The 15247-nt window shown below is 65.2% G+C and carries 15 protein-coding genes; 11 read left to right on the top strand and 4 right to left on the bottom strand.

The annotated features are described in order from the left end of the window. Nucleotides 1-8 precede the first annotated feature (8 nt). From V6X73_RS04590 to pdxH, 5 genes are read left to right on the top strand one after another with little or no spacing between them, the layout of a single operon-like run. Entirely contained in the window at nt 9-638 is a 630-nt protein-coding gene (locus tag V6X73_RS04590; protein WP_367958782.1) for a YfgM family protein, read from the top strand. Beyond that, nucleotides 635-1795, top strand: a complete 1161-nt coding sequence (bamB, locus tag V6X73_RS04595) for an outer membrane protein assembly factor BamB (protein ID WP_367958781.1) — start codon at nt 635-637, stop codon at nt 1793-1795. Before V6X73_RS04590 ends, bamB begins: the two co-directional genes overlap by 4 nt. Before the next feature lie 12 nt (nt 1796-1807). Next, nucleotides 1808-2464: an adenylate kinase gene (gene adk, locus V6X73_RS04600; protein ID WP_367958780.1), complete on the top strand. Its 657-nt coding sequence runs from the start codon at nt 1808-1810 to the stop codon at nt 2462-2464. 40 nt (nt 2465-2504) lie between these two features. After that, nucleotides 2505-3914: an NfeD family protein gene (locus V6X73_RS04605; RefSeq protein WP_367958779.1), complete on the top strand. Its 1410-nt coding sequence runs from the start codon at nt 2505-2507 to the stop codon at nt 3912-3914. Beyond that, nucleotides 3911-4504 (top strand): pyridoxamine 5'-phosphate oxidase, encoded by a 594-nt coding sequence (gene pdxH / locus V6X73_RS04610; protein ID WP_367958778.1) that lies wholly within the window; start codon nt 3911-3913, stop codon nt 4502-4504. The genes V6X73_RS04605 and pdxH overlap by 4 nt, the downstream gene beginning before the upstream one ends. Before the next feature lie 4 nt (nt 4505-4508). On the opposite strand, the gene V6X73_RS04615 is transcribed toward pdxH, so the two are convergent. Next, entirely contained in the window at nt 4509-5744 is a 1236-nt protein-coding gene (locus V6X73_RS04615; RefSeq protein WP_367958777.1) for a hypothetical protein, read from the bottom strand. A gap of 54 nt (nt 5745-5798) precedes the next feature. Between V6X73_RS04615 and V6X73_RS04620 the strand changes: the two genes are divergently transcribed. Next, complete coding sequence (locus tag V6X73_RS04620; RefSeq protein WP_367958776.1) at nt 5799-6191, top strand: H-NS histone family protein; 393 nt, start codon at nt 5799-5801, stop codon at nt 6189-6191. A 25-nt stretch (nt 6192-6216) separates the two neighbouring features. Here V6X73_RS04620 and V6X73_RS04625 read toward each other — a convergent pair whose 3' ends face one another. From V6X73_RS04625 to V6X73_RS04635, 3 genes are read right to left on the bottom strand one after another with little or no spacing between them, the layout of a single operon-like run. Further along, nucleotides 6217-7551, bottom strand: a complete 1335-nt coding sequence (locus V6X73_RS04625; protein WP_367958775.1) for a nicotinate phosphoribosyltransferase — start codon at nt 7549-7551, stop codon at nt 6217-6219. A 9-nt stretch (nt 7552-7560) separates the two neighbouring features. Continuing rightward, the gene (locus tag V6X73_RS04630; RefSeq protein WP_367958774.1) at nt 7561-8352 is read right to left on the bottom strand and encodes an ABC transporter permease; all 792 of its coding nucleotides are present in this window, start codon (nt 8350-8352) and stop codon (nt 7561-7563) included. 1 nt (nt 8353) lies between these two features. Continuing rightward, the gene (locus tag V6X73_RS04635; protein ID WP_367958773.1) at nt 8354-9292 is read right to left on the bottom strand and encodes an ABC transporter ATP-binding protein; all 939 of its coding nucleotides are present in this window, start codon (nt 9290-9292) and stop codon (nt 8354-8356) included. 271 nt (nt 9293-9563) lie between these two features. Between V6X73_RS04635 and carA the strand changes: the two genes are divergently transcribed. From carA to rlmE, 5 genes are read left to right on the top strand one after another with little or no spacing between them, the layout of a single operon-like run. Next, the gene (gene carA / locus V6X73_RS04640) at nt 9564-10655 is read left to right on the top strand and encodes a glutamine-hydrolyzing carbamoyl-phosphate synthase small subunit (protein WP_407826432.1); all 1092 of its coding nucleotides are present in this window, start codon (nt 9564-9566) and stop codon (nt 10653-10655) included. Between the two features lie 21 nt (nt 10656-10676). Further along, a complete protein-coding gene (gene carB / locus V6X73_RS04645) occupies nt 10677-13898 on the top strand; it encodes a carbamoyl-phosphate synthase large subunit (RefSeq protein ID WP_367958770.1) in 3222 nt (1073 codons plus the stop codon). Then, nucleotides 13895-14371, top strand: a complete 477-nt coding sequence (greA, locus tag V6X73_RS04650; protein ID WP_367958769.1) for a transcription elongation factor GreA — start codon at nt 13895-13897, stop codon at nt 14369-14371. The genes carB and greA overlap by 4 nt, the downstream gene beginning before the upstream one ends. Further along, nucleotides 14343-14585, top strand: coding sequence for a hypothetical protein (locus V6X73_RS04655; protein ID WP_367958768.1), 243 nt, complete (start codon nt 14343-14345; stop codon nt 14583-14585). Before greA ends, V6X73_RS04655 begins: the two co-directional genes overlap by 29 nt. A 3-nt stretch (nt 14586-14588) precedes the next feature. Further along, entirely contained in the window at nt 14589-15209 is a 621-nt protein-coding gene (gene rlmE / locus V6X73_RS04660) for a 23S rRNA (uridine(2552)-2'-O)-methyltransferase RlmE (protein ID WP_367958767.1), read from the top strand. Nucleotides 15210-15247: the final 38 nt, after the last annotated feature.

A 15247-nucleotide genomic window follows, 5' to 3' on the forward strand; every position in this document is an offset into this window, starting at 1 on the left:
AGCCTGGATTGGCATACGACGACGAAGAACAACTCGAGGCGCTACGCCACTGGTGGGCCCGCTACGGCCGGGGCGTGGTGATTGGCCTGGTGGTCGCGCTGGTGGCGGTGCTCGGCTATCAGCAGTGGCAGAGCTGGCAGTCCCGCCAACTGGGCGCAGCATCGGCGGATCACTCAGCGGTGCTGGCGGCCCTGGACCAGGACGAGGTCGAGACCGCGGCCAATCGCGTGGCCATCATGCAGCAAGAGCACGGCCAGACCGCCCAGGCGGCGCTGGCGACGCTGGCGGTTGCCGGCGCCCTGGTCGAAACCGGTGCCGCCGAGCAGGCGGCCCGGCAGCTGGCCTGGGTGACCGATGCCCAGGCCGGAACCGCGCTCGCCGACATCGCGCGGTTGCGACAGGGTGAGGCCCTGGCCGCGGCGGGGAAGACGACCGCGGCCCTGGATGTGCTGCAACCCCTGCCCGACGGTCAGCTGCGGGGGCGCTTTCTGGAGTTGCAGGGCGATCTGCAGCAAATGGCCGGTGATGCCCGTGCCGCGGCGGCGGCCTATGCCGATGCGCTCGAGCAGACCACCGGGCAGCGTCGCTCGCTGGTCGAGATCAAGCTCAACAACCTGGGGGGAGCGCCGGAGTCATGAAGGATCGCCGTGTACGGGTGGGGCTCGTCCTGATGAGCGTGTTGTTCCTCGCCGGATGCAGCGCGCGGGGTCTGTTGCCGGCCGATGAGTCGGTGGATATCGGGCTCGAGGCGCCGCAGATCGAATTCGAGTCCCTTTTCTCGATGCGCATCGGTCAGTCCCAGGCCGACGGGCTGCGACTGCGCCCTGTGCTTGCCGACGGCGCGCTTTATGCAGCCAGCGTCGATGGCCGGGTCGTGGCCCTGGATCCGGTCTCGGGCGAGACGCGCTGGGCGCAGGATCTTGATGTCCGTGTGGCGGGCGCCCTGGGGGCCGGTGACGGGCTCCTGGCGCTGGGGACCGCGTCCGGCGAGGTGATCGCGCTCGAGCGTGATGGCGGGGCCGTCCGCTGGCGTCAGTCATTGAGCAGCGAGGTGCTTGCCCCGCCGGCCGTCGGCCAGGCCTCGGTGGTGGTCAGGACCGCCGATGGCCATGTCTTCGCCCTGGATGCGGTAACCGGCGAGCAACGCTGGCTGTACAGTCGCAATGTCCCCGCGCTGACGCTGCGGGGGCATTCCAGTCCCGTGCTGGTCAACGACGGCGTCGTCGCCGGTTTTGACAACGGCCGGCTGAGTGCCCTGGATCTGGCCACCGGCTCGGCGGCCTGGGAGTCGACGGTCGCGGTGCCGGAGGGCCGTACGGATCTGGCACGCATGGTCGATATCGATGCCGACCCGCTGGTGGACCGGGGAGATCTTTTTGCCGGCGCCTACCAGGGGCGTGTCGCCGGGGTGGCCCTGGGCAGCGGCGAAGTGGCCTGGGCCCGCGAGTTATCGGTGACAGGCGGCCTGGCGGTCGATGACGAGCGGCTCTATGTGACCGACGCCCAGGGGCGTGTCTGGGCCCTGGACCGGCGCAATGGGGCGTCGGTCTGGCGCGCCGAGAAGCTTCGCGGATTGCGGCTTGCAGCCCCGAGTGTGGCTGGTGAGTATCTGCTCGTGGCCGCTTCGGATGGATCAATCAACGCGCTGGACCGTCGCAATGGCGAGCTCGTTGGCCGCCGAACGGTCGGCAGCGCGGGCATCACCGTCAAGCCACTGGTCGCGGATGGCCGAGTTTACCTGCAGGATCTGGCAGGTAGACTGCACGCCATTGGCATTAACGATAAAGACGACTAGGAGGGGAGTTTCATGCGGATCATTCTTCTGGGCCCGCCCGGGGCCGGTAAGGGGACCCAGGCGGCCGGCCTCTGCGAGGCCTATGGCATACCGCAGATCTCCACCGGGGATATGCTCCGCGCAGCGGTCAAGGCGGGTACCGAGCTCGGTCGCGCGGCCAAGGCGGTCATGGATGCCGGCGAGCTGGTCTCGGACGAGATCATCATCGGCCTGGTCCGTGAGCGGATCGCCGAGCCGGACTGCGCCAACGGCTTTTTGTTTGATGGTTTTCCCCGCACCATCGCCCAGGCCGATGCCCTCAAGGACGCCGGGATCGCCATCGATGCGGTCGTCGAGATCCAGGTCGACGACGAGGCCATCGTCTCGCGCATGGCCGGCCGCCGAGTCCATCCGGCCTCGGGTCGCGTCTATCACATCGATAACGCGCCACCGGCATCGCCCGGGCTGGATGATGTCACCGGCGAAGCGTTGGTCCAGCGCGAAGACGACCGCGAGGAGACCGTCCGTCAGCGGCTCGCCGTCTACCACGAGCAGACCCGCCCACTGGTGGATTATTACCGCTCGCTGGCGGATTCCGGTGACACCAACGCACCACGCTATGTCTGCGTCAGTGGTGAGGGGGCGATCGATCAGGTTCGACAGCGGATCACCGACGCGCTGGAGGCATGACCCGGGGAACCCGCTGGACCTTTCTGCGATCCGATAGGGCATGAAACTGCGGGTTCTCAGCGCAATCCTCCTGTTGCTCACCCTGGCGATGCCGGCCTCCGCGGCGTCGGTTCACAAGCTTGTGATCGACGGATCCATCGGCCCCGCGACCGCCGACTACGTCGTCGAAGGGCTTGAAGCGGCCAGTGAGGCAGAGGCCGGGGCCGTGATCCTGCAAATGGACACCCCCGGTGGCCTGGATCAGTCGATGCGCACCATCGTCCAGGCCATCCTCTCATCCGATGTGCCGGTGATTGGCTATGTGGCGCCCTCTGGTGCTCGGGCCGCCAGCGCCGGGACCTATATCCTTTATGCCAGTCATGTCGCCATGATGGCGCCCGGAACCAATCTGGGCGCGGCCACCCCGGTACAGATGGGCGGCATGCCGGGCCAACCCGGCGACACTGGGACAACTGATCCCGGGTCAACGGGCGATGGCAATGGCCAGCCGGACGCGGGTGGCGACGATACGGCCGCCGCCGGGGCCGACGAGGGCGGCGAGCCCACGGCTTCGGCCAGCGAGCGCAAGCTGATCAACGATGCGGTCGCCTATATCCGTTCGCTGGCCGAGCTGCGGGGCCGTAACGCCGACTGGGCCGAACGGGCCGTGCGCGAGTCGGTCAGCCTCAGCGCCGATGCCGCGCTGGCCGCCGAGGTGATCGATGGCGTGGCAGCGACACCGGCCGAGCTGCTCGCCGCTGTGGATGGACGGCGGGTCGCACTGGAGCAGGGGGAACGCACCCTTGCCCTCGAAGGCGCGGCGATCGTGGATCGCCCGCCCGACTGGCGGCACGAGTTGCTGGCGGCGATCACCAACCCCAATGTGGCGTATATCCTGCTTTTGATCGGTATCTACGGGCTGATCTTCGAGCTGGCCAATCCGGGGAGTCTGGTGCCTGGGGTCATCGGCGGCATCTCGCTGATCCTCGCGCTTTTCGCGTTGCAGGCGTTGCCCATCAATTTTGCCGGGTTGGGCTTGCTGGCCCTGGGGGTGCTTTTCATGCTCGCCGAGGCGTTGGTGCCCTCGTTCGGGGCCCTCGGCGTGGGCGGTGTGCTGGCCTTCGGGCTGGGTTCATTGTTGCTCTTCGACACCGAAGGGCCAGGGTTCGAGCTCTCGATGATGCTGGTGGCGGGGGTGACCGCCGCCAGTCTGTTGATCTTTCTGGGCACCGCCAGCCTCGCCATGCGCGCATTCCGCCGCCGTGGGGTGGCCGGCGCCGCGCACCTGCGCGGCCAGACCGCCGAGGTCATCGCCACACGGCCCGTGCTCCGGGTGCGTGTCGAGGGCGAGAGCTGGCGCGCCAGGGGCGCTGCCGATCTATCGAGGGGCGAACAGGTCGAGGTCGTTGGTGTGGACGGTCTCACACTCAACGTCGCCCGGGGAGATAACACAGAGGGAGGCAACCGGTGAGCGATTATTACCAGGCGGCAATCGAGCGTTTCGGCGATTGGCTGGAGACAGCCCGTGCGGACGAGCGCATCATCGACCCCACCGCCATGACCCTGGCCACGGTCTCGGCGGACGGCCAGCCAAGCGCCCGGATGGTGTTGCTCAAGCAGGTGGATACCTCGGGGTTCGTGTTCTACACCAATACCCGTAGCCGCAAGGGCGCGCAATTGGCTGACAACCCAAAAGCGGCGCTGGTGTTTTACTGGGAAGCGCTGATGCGCCAGGTCAAGGTCGAAGGCGACGTGCAGGTCGTCTCCGATGCCGAGGCGGACGCCTATTTTGCCTCACGCCCACGACTTAGCCAGATTGGTGCCTGGGCCTCCCATCAATCCGAACCGCTGGAAAGCCGGGCGGTATTCGACACCCGTGTGGACAGCCTTGAGGCCGAATACGCGGGGCGCGAGGTGCCCAGGCCGCCGCACTGGACCGGCTTCCGGGTTCGGCCGCACTGGATGGAGTTCTGGCAGGGACGGGATGGCCGGCTCCACGATCGCGAGCGGTATTTTCGCGACGCCGCCGGCACGTGGCAGTGGGTGCTTGTGAATCCGTGAGCCATCAGGCCTCGCCGGCATAATCCAGCCACGGCCGTAACTGCGCCGGCTGACCGCCGGCAACCATCCGCCCCGGACGCTCGAGCTGGAAGTTGGCGCCAAGCTGGCTCGCCCGCCGGCGCCAGTGGTCCTGGATGGCGTCGATGGCCGGCGGGGCGAGTGGATAGTCGTGCTCGAGGCGTAACAGCCGCCCGTCCCGGGCCTGGATCAAAACGGTATACGCCACCGGCCCCAGCGTGGTGTCGAACTGCTCGGTCAGAGTGACGATGCTGGCACCCTCGAGCGGTTCTTCGGCGGCGATCTCCTCGGCGTACCAGGGCGTGTCGGCGGGCAGGGCGGTGGCCTGGGCGACGCTCATCGCCACCTCGGCATCGGCGGCGTCGATACCCGAGTGGGGTGGGCAGTGCCGCACCTCGATACCATGGTGCGCCAGCGCCAGGGTGTATTGGCGCTGTATTTTCGCCCATTCGACATAGGCATTCCCGGTCGCTTCGCTTTGGGTATTGGCCCGGGTGGCGTGATCGTTAAATGTCCGAATCGGCGTGTACACCATCCCGCCCCATCCCAGGAAGGTATTGCCGGTGGTCATATCGATTTTCTCGATGGCATCCGGCCGGTAGAGTGCACCTTCGACAAGCTGCCAGAGTTCGCCGAATCCGGCATGTTCCAATTGCACCTTCATTAATGCCGAAAGATCATGGAATGTGGCATAGCTCAAATGCACTGGTTCGACGCCGAATAATTGCCGGATCGTGCGGTCGGTGGCCAGGCTGGCCCGGCCCTTTTCCAGCAGCACCTGCTCCAGCGACCGTCGCAGCGGATCGAGGGTTTCGCCCGGCGCGACCAGTGCCAGCGGCAGCGCCAGAAGGGGACCGGCGCCGGGCCGACGCTCGGGCGCCAGACCGGCGCCGGGAAACCGGCCGCCGGCGGTGCCCAGCGCCAGGAGTTGCGGCTCAAAGGGCCCGCCGCGCAGGCTACCGCGATATAGGTCGAGCAGCGCCTCGACCATTGGCAGGCCCGGCCGCAGCAGCTCGGTGAGGTCATAGAGACCGGCCGGCAGAATGAGCCCGGCGCTGGCCACGTCTTCACCGACGATCCGGCGCAGATCATCGGCCACCGCACCGGCCAGGATTTCGGCGTTTTCGCGACTGAGCGGCTCCGGTGGGCGACCCTGGATGGCTTTTTCCGGTTCGATTTCCACGGTCAAAACCGCCGGCGTCGCGGAGAGTGCTGAACTCATTGGTCAATTCCTATCCGATTTTCTGATGATCCGGGTTGTATTCCGGATCAATTCATGACGCTGGTTTTCTGCTTTTTTTTGGATTATATTACCCGGGCTTTTCAAGCAACGAATCCAACCCACAAAGAGGATATTATGGATCTCTCCAATTACACGACCGAGCAGCTCAATCAGCTGAAAAAAGATATTGATAAGGAAATCCAGGGTCGGCGCAAAGAGGATGCCAAAAAAGCGCAAAATGAACTCAAACAAGTGGCCGAGCGTTATGGCTTCACGCTCAGCGATCTCGTGGGCGGGCAGCCGGCCCGCACCCGGACCAAAGCCAAGGTTCGCTTTCAGCATCCCAGTGATGCCAGCAAGACCTGGTCCGGCCGGGGCCGCAAGCCGGCCTGGGTCAAGGAGTGGGAAGCAAAGGGGCGTTCCCTCGACGAGCTGCGGGTGGACTGACACCCGTCGACGCACCGGCCCGGGCCTACAGCGCCCGGGCCAGGGCGTCACGCAACGCCACCAGACCGGGTGACAATGTCACCGGGTATGCATCGGGCTCGCGCAGCGCCCGATAGTCGGGTGCCAGCTGCGTCAGCCCATCGCCCAGTCGCAGGCGCGCACTTTCCAGATCCCAGGCCTGACCCTCGCCGACCCGTTGGCCCTCACGCATCACCGTCTCGAGAAGCGGTGAGCCGGGCAGGTCCTCATCGGCCAGGCCGATGACATCACCGCTCATGCGGCCCGCCTCGATGTGTCGGAACACCTGCTTGCGCCCGGGCAGGTCGGTCTTGCCCGCTGAATGTTTGCCGCGGGGCCGGTCTTGGTAGAGATGCAGCTTGTAGGCCGAGTCCAGGAAGGGCGCATCCGCCGAGGTATCCACGTTCGAGCCCACGCCAATGCCGTCGATGGGCGCATTCTCGCGCTGTAGCGCTTCGATCCGGTATTCATCGAGCCCGCCGCTGACGATGATGCGGGTCTCGGTCAGGCCACCGGCATCCAGGATTGAGCGCGTCATCCGGGCATTGGCGGCTAGATCACCGCTGTCGATGCGCACACCGTGGATGCGGATGCCGTCCGGGGCCAGTTTTTCTGCTACCTCGACCACCCGCTCGGCACCCCGGCGGACGTCGTAGGTGTCGATCAACAGCACCACGTTGTCGGGGTGGCTGCGGGCGAATCGCTCGAAGGCCGTTGCTTCGTCGTCGTGGGCCAGGATGAAGGCATGGGCCATGGTGCCGGTGGGCGGGATGTTGTAGCGGGCGCTGCCAAGACAGGTGGCGGTGGCGCCAAAGCCGGCCAAATAGCAGGCCCGTGCGGCCCAGGTGCCCGCCTCGCCGCCGTGGGCCCGGCGCATGCCGAAGTCGATCACCGGCACATCCCCGGCGGCCATGCGGCTTCGGACCGCCTTGCTGGCGATCAGTGTCTGGTAGTGGACGATGTTCATTAGCCGGGATTCGATCAACTGCGCCTCGGGCAGCGGCGCGACGATCTGCAATACCGGCTCTTCGGCAAAAAACAGGCTCCCCTCGGGCATGGCCCGGACCGTGCCGGTGAATCGGAAATCGCGCATCCGCTCGATAAAAGCCGCATTAAAAAGCCCGCTGCCGGCCATCCACTCGAGCTCTTCGTCGCCAAAGACCAGGTTCTCCAGCCACCCGAGGGCCTGGTCCAGTCCGGCGGAGACAAAAAAGCCCCGCTCCGGCGCCCGCCGCATGAAAAGCTCAAAGACCGCCTCATCGGTCATCCCATGCTCGTAGTAGGTCTGGAGCATGGTCAGTTCGTAGAGGTCGGTGAGCAGCGGGGTGGTTTCGAGATTCATATTGTTGTCTCAGCTGCGCAGGCCAAAACCACGGCGCAAGAGCCACAGGCTGATGGCGGTGCCAAGGGCGATGAAAACGCCGATCAAAAGATAGGCGGTATAGATGGGGATGTCCGAGCTGCCCAGGATGCCGTAACGAAAGGCGTTGACCATGTACAGGATGGGGTTGGCCAACGAGAGTCCCTGCCAGAAGTCCGGCAGCAGCGAGATCGAGTAGAAGACCCCGCCCAGGTAGGTCAGCGGAGTGAGCACGAAGGTCGGGACGATGGCGATGTCATCGAACTTCTTGGCGAAGACCGCGTTGATGAATCCCCCGATCGAGAACAGTACCGCGGTGAGGAAAACCACCGAAATGGTCACCGGGATGCTGTGGATCTGCAGATCGGCAAAGAAACTGGCGATGATCGTGACGATCAGCCCGGTGAAAAGCCCCCGGCCGACGCCGCCGGAGACGTAACCGGCGAGGATGACATAGTTGGGTGTCGGCGAGACCAGTAGCTCCTCGACATGACGCTGGAACTTGGCGCCGAAGAACGAGGAGACCACATTGCTGTAGGAGTTGGTGATCACCGACATCATGATGATGCCCGGGGCGATGAATTCCATGAAATCAAAGCCGTCCATGGGCCCCACCCGCGAGCCGATCAGACTGCCAAAGATGACAAAGTACAGCGTCATGGTGATCGCTGGCGGCACCAGCGTCTGCACCCAGATGCGCAGGTAGCGGTGGGTCTCTTTGTGGACCAGGGTCTGCAGTGCAGTCAGGGTCTGGCGGGGGTAGGCCGGATAGAGTGCGGCCATATCAGGCATTCTCCGAGGTCGGGGCCGGGCTGCGGTTGCCGAGCATGCGGACAAACAACTCCTCGAGCCGGTTGGATTTATTTTTCATGCTGCTGACTTCCACCCCTGCGGCAGCGAGTTGGGCAAACAGTTCCGACAGCGTCTGATCGCCCCGCACCTCAACCTCGAGCCGCCGTTCGTCCAGCGGCACGGCGTGGAAGTCGGGCAGGTGGGGCAGTCGCGACACCGAGTCGGTCAGATCCAGCACAAAGCTCTGACTTTTGAGTTTGGATAGCAGGGTGGGCACGTCGGTTTTCTCGATGATCCGCCCGCCATCGATGATGCCGATGTGTCGGCACAGCGACTCGGCCTCTTCCAGATAGTGAGTGGTGAGGATGATGGTGGTGCCGCGTTCGTTGATCCGCCGCAGAAATGCCCACATCGAGCGACGCAGCTCGATGTCGACCCCGGCGGTGGGTTCGTCGAGGATCAGCAGTCGTGGTTCGTGGACCAGTGCCCGGGCGATCATCAGCCGGCGTTTCATCCCGCCGGAGAGCGAGCGCGAGCTGGCATCGCGCTTGCCCCATAGATCCAGTTCGCGCAGATACTTCTCGGCCCGCTCCCGAGCGGTGTGCCGGTCGATGCCGTAGTAACCGGCCTGGTTGATGACGATCTGCTCGACGGTCTCGAACTGGTTGAAGTTGAACTCCTGGGGGACAAGACCAAGATTGCTCTTGGCCTCCCAGGGGTCGCGCTGGATGTCATGGCCAAAGACCGAGACCGAGCCCGAGGTGGGGGTGACCAGCGAGGCGACGATCCCGATGATGGTCGTCTTGCCGGCGCCGTTGGGCCCGAGCAGGCCAAAGAAATCGCCGGGCTCGACCTCGAGGTCGACATCGGCGAGGGCGGTTACACCGCCGGCGTACGTCTTGTTCAGCTGACGCAGTGAAAGCGCGTTCATAGCGAGATTGTTCCGGATGCGGGGGCGCGCAGGCGCTGAAAAGACGACAAAGGTAGCGCCGTGGGCCGTCACTCTGCAAGGGCGGGGCGTGGTCAGAACCGCCGCCGTTCAGTGGACAGCGAAGGCGCCGGCGGCTTAAGATCGCGGGGTTGAAACAACCGACGGGAGGGCTCCGCGCGACCCTCCCGTTTTTGCGAGTGAGCGGGGTGAACACGTGAGTGATAGGGCAATACTGGCGCTTGAGGACGGCTCGGTGTTCCGGGGATCGGCCATGGGCGCCAGCGGCGAGACGGTCGGTGAGGTCTGTTTCAATACCGCGATGACCGGCTATCAGGAAATCTGTACCGATCCCTCTTACCACGGCCAGATCGTCACCCTGACCTACCCCCATATTGGCAACACCGGTACCAATCCGCTGGATGAGGAGGCCGACGGCCCGCAACTGGCCGGCCTGGTCATCCGGGATGCACCGATGCGCTACAGCAACTGGCGCGCCAGCCAGAGCCTGCCGGCGTATTTGGCAGAACATGGGATCGTCGCGATCAGCGACATCGACACCCGGCGCCTGACCCGGCTGCTTCGCGAGACGGGCGCGCAGAACGGCTGCATCATCAGCGGTGCCAGTGCGAGCGCCGAGGCCGCGGTTGAGCGCGCCCGGGCCCATCCCTCGCTCACCGGTCGCGATCTGGTCCAGGCCGTGACCACGGACACGGCCTACGAATGGCGGCGCGGGACATGGTCGCTGGCGCACGACGAGCAGGAGGCCCCGGTCGAAGCGGAGGCGACACTGCGCTGGCATGTCGTGGCGATGGATTTCGGTATCAAGCGCAATATCCTGCGCATGCTGGTAGACGCCGGCTGCCGGGTCACCGTGGTGCCGGCCCGCACCGGCGTCGATGAGATCATGGCACTCGGCCCGGACGGGGTTTTTCTCTCCAACGGCCCCGGCGATCCGGAACCCCTCGACTATGCCATCGACACCACCCGCCGCCTGCTCGAGACCGGGGTGCCGGTGTTCGGTATCTGCCTGGGCCACCAGCTGCTGGGTCTTGCCGCCGGCGCACGCAGCGAAAAGATGAAATTCGGCCACCACGGTGCCAACCACCCGGTGCTCGATCGGGACAGCGGACGGGTCATGATCTCGAGCCAGAACCATGGCTTTGCCATCGAAGCGGCGTCTCTGCCGGAGAACGTGCGGGTGATGAACGAATCCCTTTTCGACGGCAGTCTGCAGGGCATCCATCTGACCGACGCGCCGGCTTTCAGCTTCCAGGGGCATCCCGAGGCCAGCCCCGGCCCCCATGATGTCGCCCCGTTCTTCGCCCATTTTGTCGAATTGATGGCCGCCCGCCACGCGGCCTGAAGCAGCAGGACCCCCTCCATCATGCCCAGACGCGACGACATCAAGAGCATCCTGATCATCGGCGCCGGTCCCATCGTGATCGGCCAGGCCTGCGAGTTTGACTACTCCGGCGCCCAGGCCTGCAAGGCGCTGCGCGAGGAGGGCTATCGGGTCATCCTGGTGAATTCCAACCCCGCCACCATCATGACCGACCCCGAGATGGCCGATGCGGTTTACGTCGAGCCCATCCAGTGGCAGGTGGTGGCCAGCATCATCGAGCGCGAACGCCCCGATGCGGTGCTGCCCACGATGGGCGGGCAGACGGCGCTCAACTGTGCCCTCGACCTGGACCGACACGGCGTGCTGGCAGCGCACGGTGTCGAGATGATCGGCGCCACCAAATCGGCCATCGACATGGCCGAGGATCGCGAGGCCTTCCGCCAGGCCATGGGCCGCATCGGGCTCGATACACCCCGGGCGTTGATCGCCCACAGCATGGACGAGGCGAATGCCGCGCAGCGCGAGATCGGCTTTCCGACCATCATCCGGCCGTCGTTCACCCTGGGAGGCAGCGGCGGCGGCATTGCCTACAACGCCGAGGAATTCGCCGAAATCTGCGAGCGCGGCCTCGATCTCTCGCCCACCAACGAATTGCTCATCGAAGAGTCGGTCCTGGGCTGGAAAGAATTCGAAATGGAAGTGGTCCGCGACAAGGCGGATAACGGCATCATCATCTGCGCGATCGAGAATATCGATCCCATGGGGGTGCACACCGGCGACTCCATTACCGTTGCGCCGGCGCAGACGCTCACCGACAAGGAATACCAGATCATGCGCGATGCCTCGCTGGCGGTATTGCGCGAGATCGGCGTCGAGACCGGCGGGTCGAACGTCCAGTTTGCGGTCAACCCCGATAATGGCCGATTGGTCGTCATCGAGATGAATCCCAGGGTGTCGCGCTCCTCGGCACTGGCCTCGAAGGCCACGGGCTTTCCCATTGCCAAGGTGGCCGCCAAGCTGGCGGTGGGCTACACGCTCGATGAGTTGCGCAACGAGATCACCGGCGGGCGGACACCGGCCTCATTTGAGCCGAGCATCGACTACGTGGTCACCAAGATCCCGCGCTTTACCTTCGAGAAGTTCATGCGCACCAAGCCAGTGCTGACCACGCAGATGAAATCCGTCGGCGAGGTGATGGCCATCGGCCGCAATTTCCAGGAATCGCTGCAAAAGGCCCTTCGCGGCCTCGAGAACGGCCTCGAGGGGCTCGACCCCCGTCTGTCCGCGGAGGCCCCGGATTACCGCGACCGGGTGGTGCAGGAAATCCGCCACCCCGGGCCCGAGCGCCTGCTGTGGGTGGCCGATGCGTTCCGCGCTGGCCTGGCGTTGTCGGCGATATTCAATGATACCTGGATCGACCCCTGGTTCCTTGCCCAGATCGGCGATCTGATCGACCAGGAGCAGGCCCTCGCAGACCAGCCCCTGAGCCGCCTGGATGAACCGGCGATGCGGCGTTTGAAGCGCGCCGGATTCTCTGACGCCCGCATCGCCCGGCTTGTCGGCGAGTCGGAGTCGGCGGTTCGGGCGCACCGCCACGGGCTGGGGGTGCGACCGGTGTTCAAACGGGTTGATTCCTGCGCCGCCGAGTTCGCCACCGCCACGGCCTACATGTACTCGAGCTACGACGAAGAAAACGAGGCGGCGCCCACCGATCGTCGCAAGGTCATGATCCTGGGCGGCGGGCCCAACCGCATCGGCCAGGGCATCGAGTTCGATTACTGCTGCGTCCATGCCGCCCTGGCGCTGCGGGACGACGGCTTTGAGACCATCATGGTCAACTGCAACCCCGAGACGGTCTCCACCGACTATGACACCTCAGACCGGCTCTACTTCGAGCCGCTGACACTCGAGGATGTCCTCGAGATCGTCGCCACCGAAAAGCCCGAAGGGATTGTCATCCAGTACGGTGGCCAGACACCGCTCAAGCTGGCCCGCGATCTTGAGGCCTGTGGCGCGCCGATCATCGGCACCACGCCGGATTCCATCGATCTGGCCGAGGATCGCGAGCGGTTCCAGGGGCTGCTGCAGGAGGCCGGGCTGCAGCAGCCGCCCAATCGCACCGCCCGCAGCGCGGACGAGGCCTTCAAGCTGGCGGCCGAGATCGGCTACCCGCTGGTGGTCCGCCCGTCCTATGTGCTGGGCGGGCGCGCCATGGAAATCGTCTATCAGGAATCCGAACTGGCGCAGTACATGAACGAGGCAGTGAAGGTCTCGAACGAGTCACCGGTGCTGCTGGACCGGTTTCTCGACGATGCCATTGAGGTCGATGTCGATGCCGTGTGTGACGGCCACGATGTGCTGATCGGCGGGATCATGGAGCATATCGAACAGGCCGGCGTGCATTCGGGCGATTCCGCCTGTTCGCTGCCGCCCTACAGCCTGCCGCCCCATATTGGGGATCGACTGCGCGATCAGATGAAAGCCATGGCCCTGCGCCTCGGGGTCGTGGGGCTGATGAACGCGCAATTCGCCATCAAGGGCGAGGAGATCTTCGTCCTCGAGGTCAACCCGCGGGCGTCGCGCACCGTGCCCTTTGTCTCCAAGGCAACGGGCCTGCCCCTCGCCAAGATTGCCGCGCGCTGCATGGTTGGCCAAAGCCTTGCGGCGCAGGGCTGTACCAAAGAGCGCATGCCGCCCAGCTATGCGGTCAAGGAGGCGGTCTTTCCGTTCATCAAATTCCCGGGCGTCGATCCGATCCTCGGGCCGGAGATGAAATCCACCGGCGAGGTCATGGGGGTGGGGCCGGTCTTTGGCGAGGCCTACGCCAAATCGCAGCTCGCCGCCGGGGTGGATCTGCCCACCGGCGGTCGGGTCTTTGTCAGCGTCCGCGATGCGGACAAGCCCGCGGTGGTGGCGGTTGCGCGCGATCTGGCGCAGAAAGGCTTTGAGCTGGTGGTCACCCGGGGAACGGCAGCGGTTTTGCGCGAGGCGGGTGTGGCCTGCGAAATCATCAACAAGGTGGTCGAAGGACGACCCCATGTGGTGGATGCCATCAAAAACGGCGAAATCGACCTGATCATCAACACCACCGAGGGACGTCAGGCCATTTCCGATTCCTTCTCCATCCGTCGTGAAGCGCTTCACCACAAGGTCTGCTACACGACCACCATGGCGGGTGCACGCGCCACCGGTCAGGCCCTGGATCATCTGGGCTCCACCGATGTGCGCTCGCTCCAGGATCTGCACAAGGAGGCCAGGACATGAGCAAGACCCCATTGACGGTGCGGGGCGCCGAGCAGTTGCGTGACGAGCTCAACCGGCTGAAAACCGAGGAGCGGCCGCGGGTGATCAATGCCATTGCCGAGGCCCGCTCTCATGGCGATCTCAAGGAGAACGCCGAGTATCACGCCGCCCGCGAGCAACAGGGGTTCATCGAGGGGCGGATCGCCGAGATCGAGGCCAAGCTCTCTAACGCCCAGGTCATTGACGTCACCACCCTGCCCGACAACGGCAAGGTCGTATTCGGCGTGACCGTTGTGCTCGCCGACGAGGCCGATGGCAGCGAGAAGACCTATCAGATCGTTGGCGAGGACGAGGCCGATATCAAAGCAAGCCGTATCTCTGTCCAGTCGCCCATCGCCCGTGCCCTGATCGGCAAGGAAGAGGGGGACGTGGTCGATGTCCAGACACCCGGTGGTCAGCGCGCCTATGAAATCGTCGAGGTCCGGTACGAGTAATCCGCTCGAGCGGCTCGATCTCATCAAGCTCGAGCTGGCCGTGGTGCTGGGGCTGGCCCTGGGGGTTGCCGTCGTGGTCTGGCGGCTGGATCTGGGGCATGGCATCGAGCTGGCCATGCTGGCGGGGTGTGGCTTTGTCTGCGGCGGCTGGCTGGCGCTGCGGACCCGACGCAGTCTCGACGCCATCCGTCCGGATCACGACGAGGGAGACTAGCCGATGGCAAGGCGGGGCGGCAGCCGACGGTGGCTTGATGAGCATTTCTCCGATCCCTACGTCAAAGCCGCCCAGCGTCAGGGACTGCGGTCGCGGGCGGTGTTCAAGCTCGAAGAAATCGACCGTCGGGACCAGCTGCTCAAGCCCGGGCAGTGCGTCGTGGATCTGGGCGCAGCGCCGGGCGGCTGGAGCGAATATGCCGCCGAGCGGGTGGGCCATCGGGGTCGGGTGGTGGCAATGGATCTGCTGGCGATGCCGGCGATTGCCGGGGTGGATTTCATCCAGGGCGATTTCTCCACCGACGAGGGCCTGGAGCAACTCGACCAGCGCCTCGGCGGCGAGGCAGTGGACTGGGTGCTCTCGGATATGGCGCCCAACCTCTCCGGGCAGAAGGCCGTGGATCAGCCCCGATCGATGCTGCTCGCCGAGCTGGCGCTGGATTTCTGCCACCAACGTTTGAAACCCGGCGGCGGGTTGCTGGTCAAAGTGTTCCAGGGGCAGGGCTTCGATGCCCTGCTCGCATCGATGCGGGGGCGTTTCGACCGGGTCCAGAGCCGCAAGCCGGATGCCTCGCGTGGTCGCAGCCGTGAGGTCTACCTGCTGGCCCGGGGCTTCCAGGCATAGTAGGGTTGATACATACACTTCGATTCGAGGGACGCCAT

It is taken from the genome of Spiribacter pallidus, assembly GCF_040838495.1.
In the GTDB taxonomy this organism is placed as follows: Bacteria; Pseudomonadota; Gammaproteobacteria; order Nitrococcales; family Nitrococcaceae; genus Spiribacter; species Spiribacter pallidus.

What these genes read in the sequence shown, in the direction of transcription:
- V6X73_RS04620 (WP_367958776.1), top strand. Translation starts at nt 5,799, where the DNA reads ATGACGCTGGTTTTCTGCTTTTTTTTGGATTATATTACCCGGGCTTTT.
- V6X73_RS04630 (WP_367958774.1), bottom strand. Translation starts at nt 8,352, where the DNA reads ATGGCCGCACTCTATCCGGCCTACCCCCGCCAGACCCTGACTGCACTG.
- V6X73_RS04625 (WP_367958775.1), bottom strand. Translation starts at nt 7,551, where the DNA reads ATGAATCTCGAAACCACCCCGCTGCTCACCGACCTCTACGAACTGACC.
- greA (WP_367958769.1), top strand. Translation starts at nt 13,895, where the DNA reads ATGAGCAAGACCCCATTGACGGTGCGGGGCGCCGAGCAGTTGCGTGAC.
- carA (WP_407826432.1), top strand. Translation starts at nt 9,564, where the DNA reads ATGGGCGCCAGCGGCGAGACGGTCGGTGAGGTCTGTTTCAATACCGCG.
- bamB (WP_367958781.1), top strand. Translation starts at nt 635, where the DNA reads ATGAAGGATCGCCGTGTACGGGTGGGGCTCGTCCTGATGAGCGTGTTG.
- V6X73_RS04615 (WP_367958777.1), bottom strand. Translation starts at nt 5,744, where the DNA reads ATGAGTTCAGCACTCTCCGCGACGCCGGCGGTTTTGACCGTGGAAATC.
- adk (WP_367958780.1), top strand. Translation starts at nt 1,808, where the DNA reads ATGCGGATCATTCTTCTGGGCCCGCCCGGGGCCGGTAAGGGGACCCAG.
- carB (WP_367958770.1), top strand. Translation starts at nt 10,677, where the DNA reads ATGCCCAGACGCGACGACATCAAGAGCATCCTGATCATCGGCGCCGGT.
- V6X73_RS04605 (WP_367958779.1), top strand. Translation starts at nt 2,505, where the DNA reads ATGAAACTGCGGGTTCTCAGCGCAATCCTCCTGTTGCTCACCCTGGCG.
- V6X73_RS04635 (WP_367958773.1), bottom strand. Translation starts at nt 9,292, where the DNA reads ATGAACGCGCTTTCACTGCGTCAGCTGAACAAGACGTACGCCGGCGGT.
- rlmE (WP_367958767.1), top strand. Translation starts at nt 14,589, where the DNA reads ATGGCAAGGCGGGGCGGCAGCCGACGGTGGCTTGATGAGCATTTCTCC.
- V6X73_RS04655 (WP_367958768.1), top strand. Translation starts at nt 14,343, where the DNA reads ATGAAATCGTCGAGGTCCGGTACGAGTAATCCGCTCGAGCGGCTCGAT.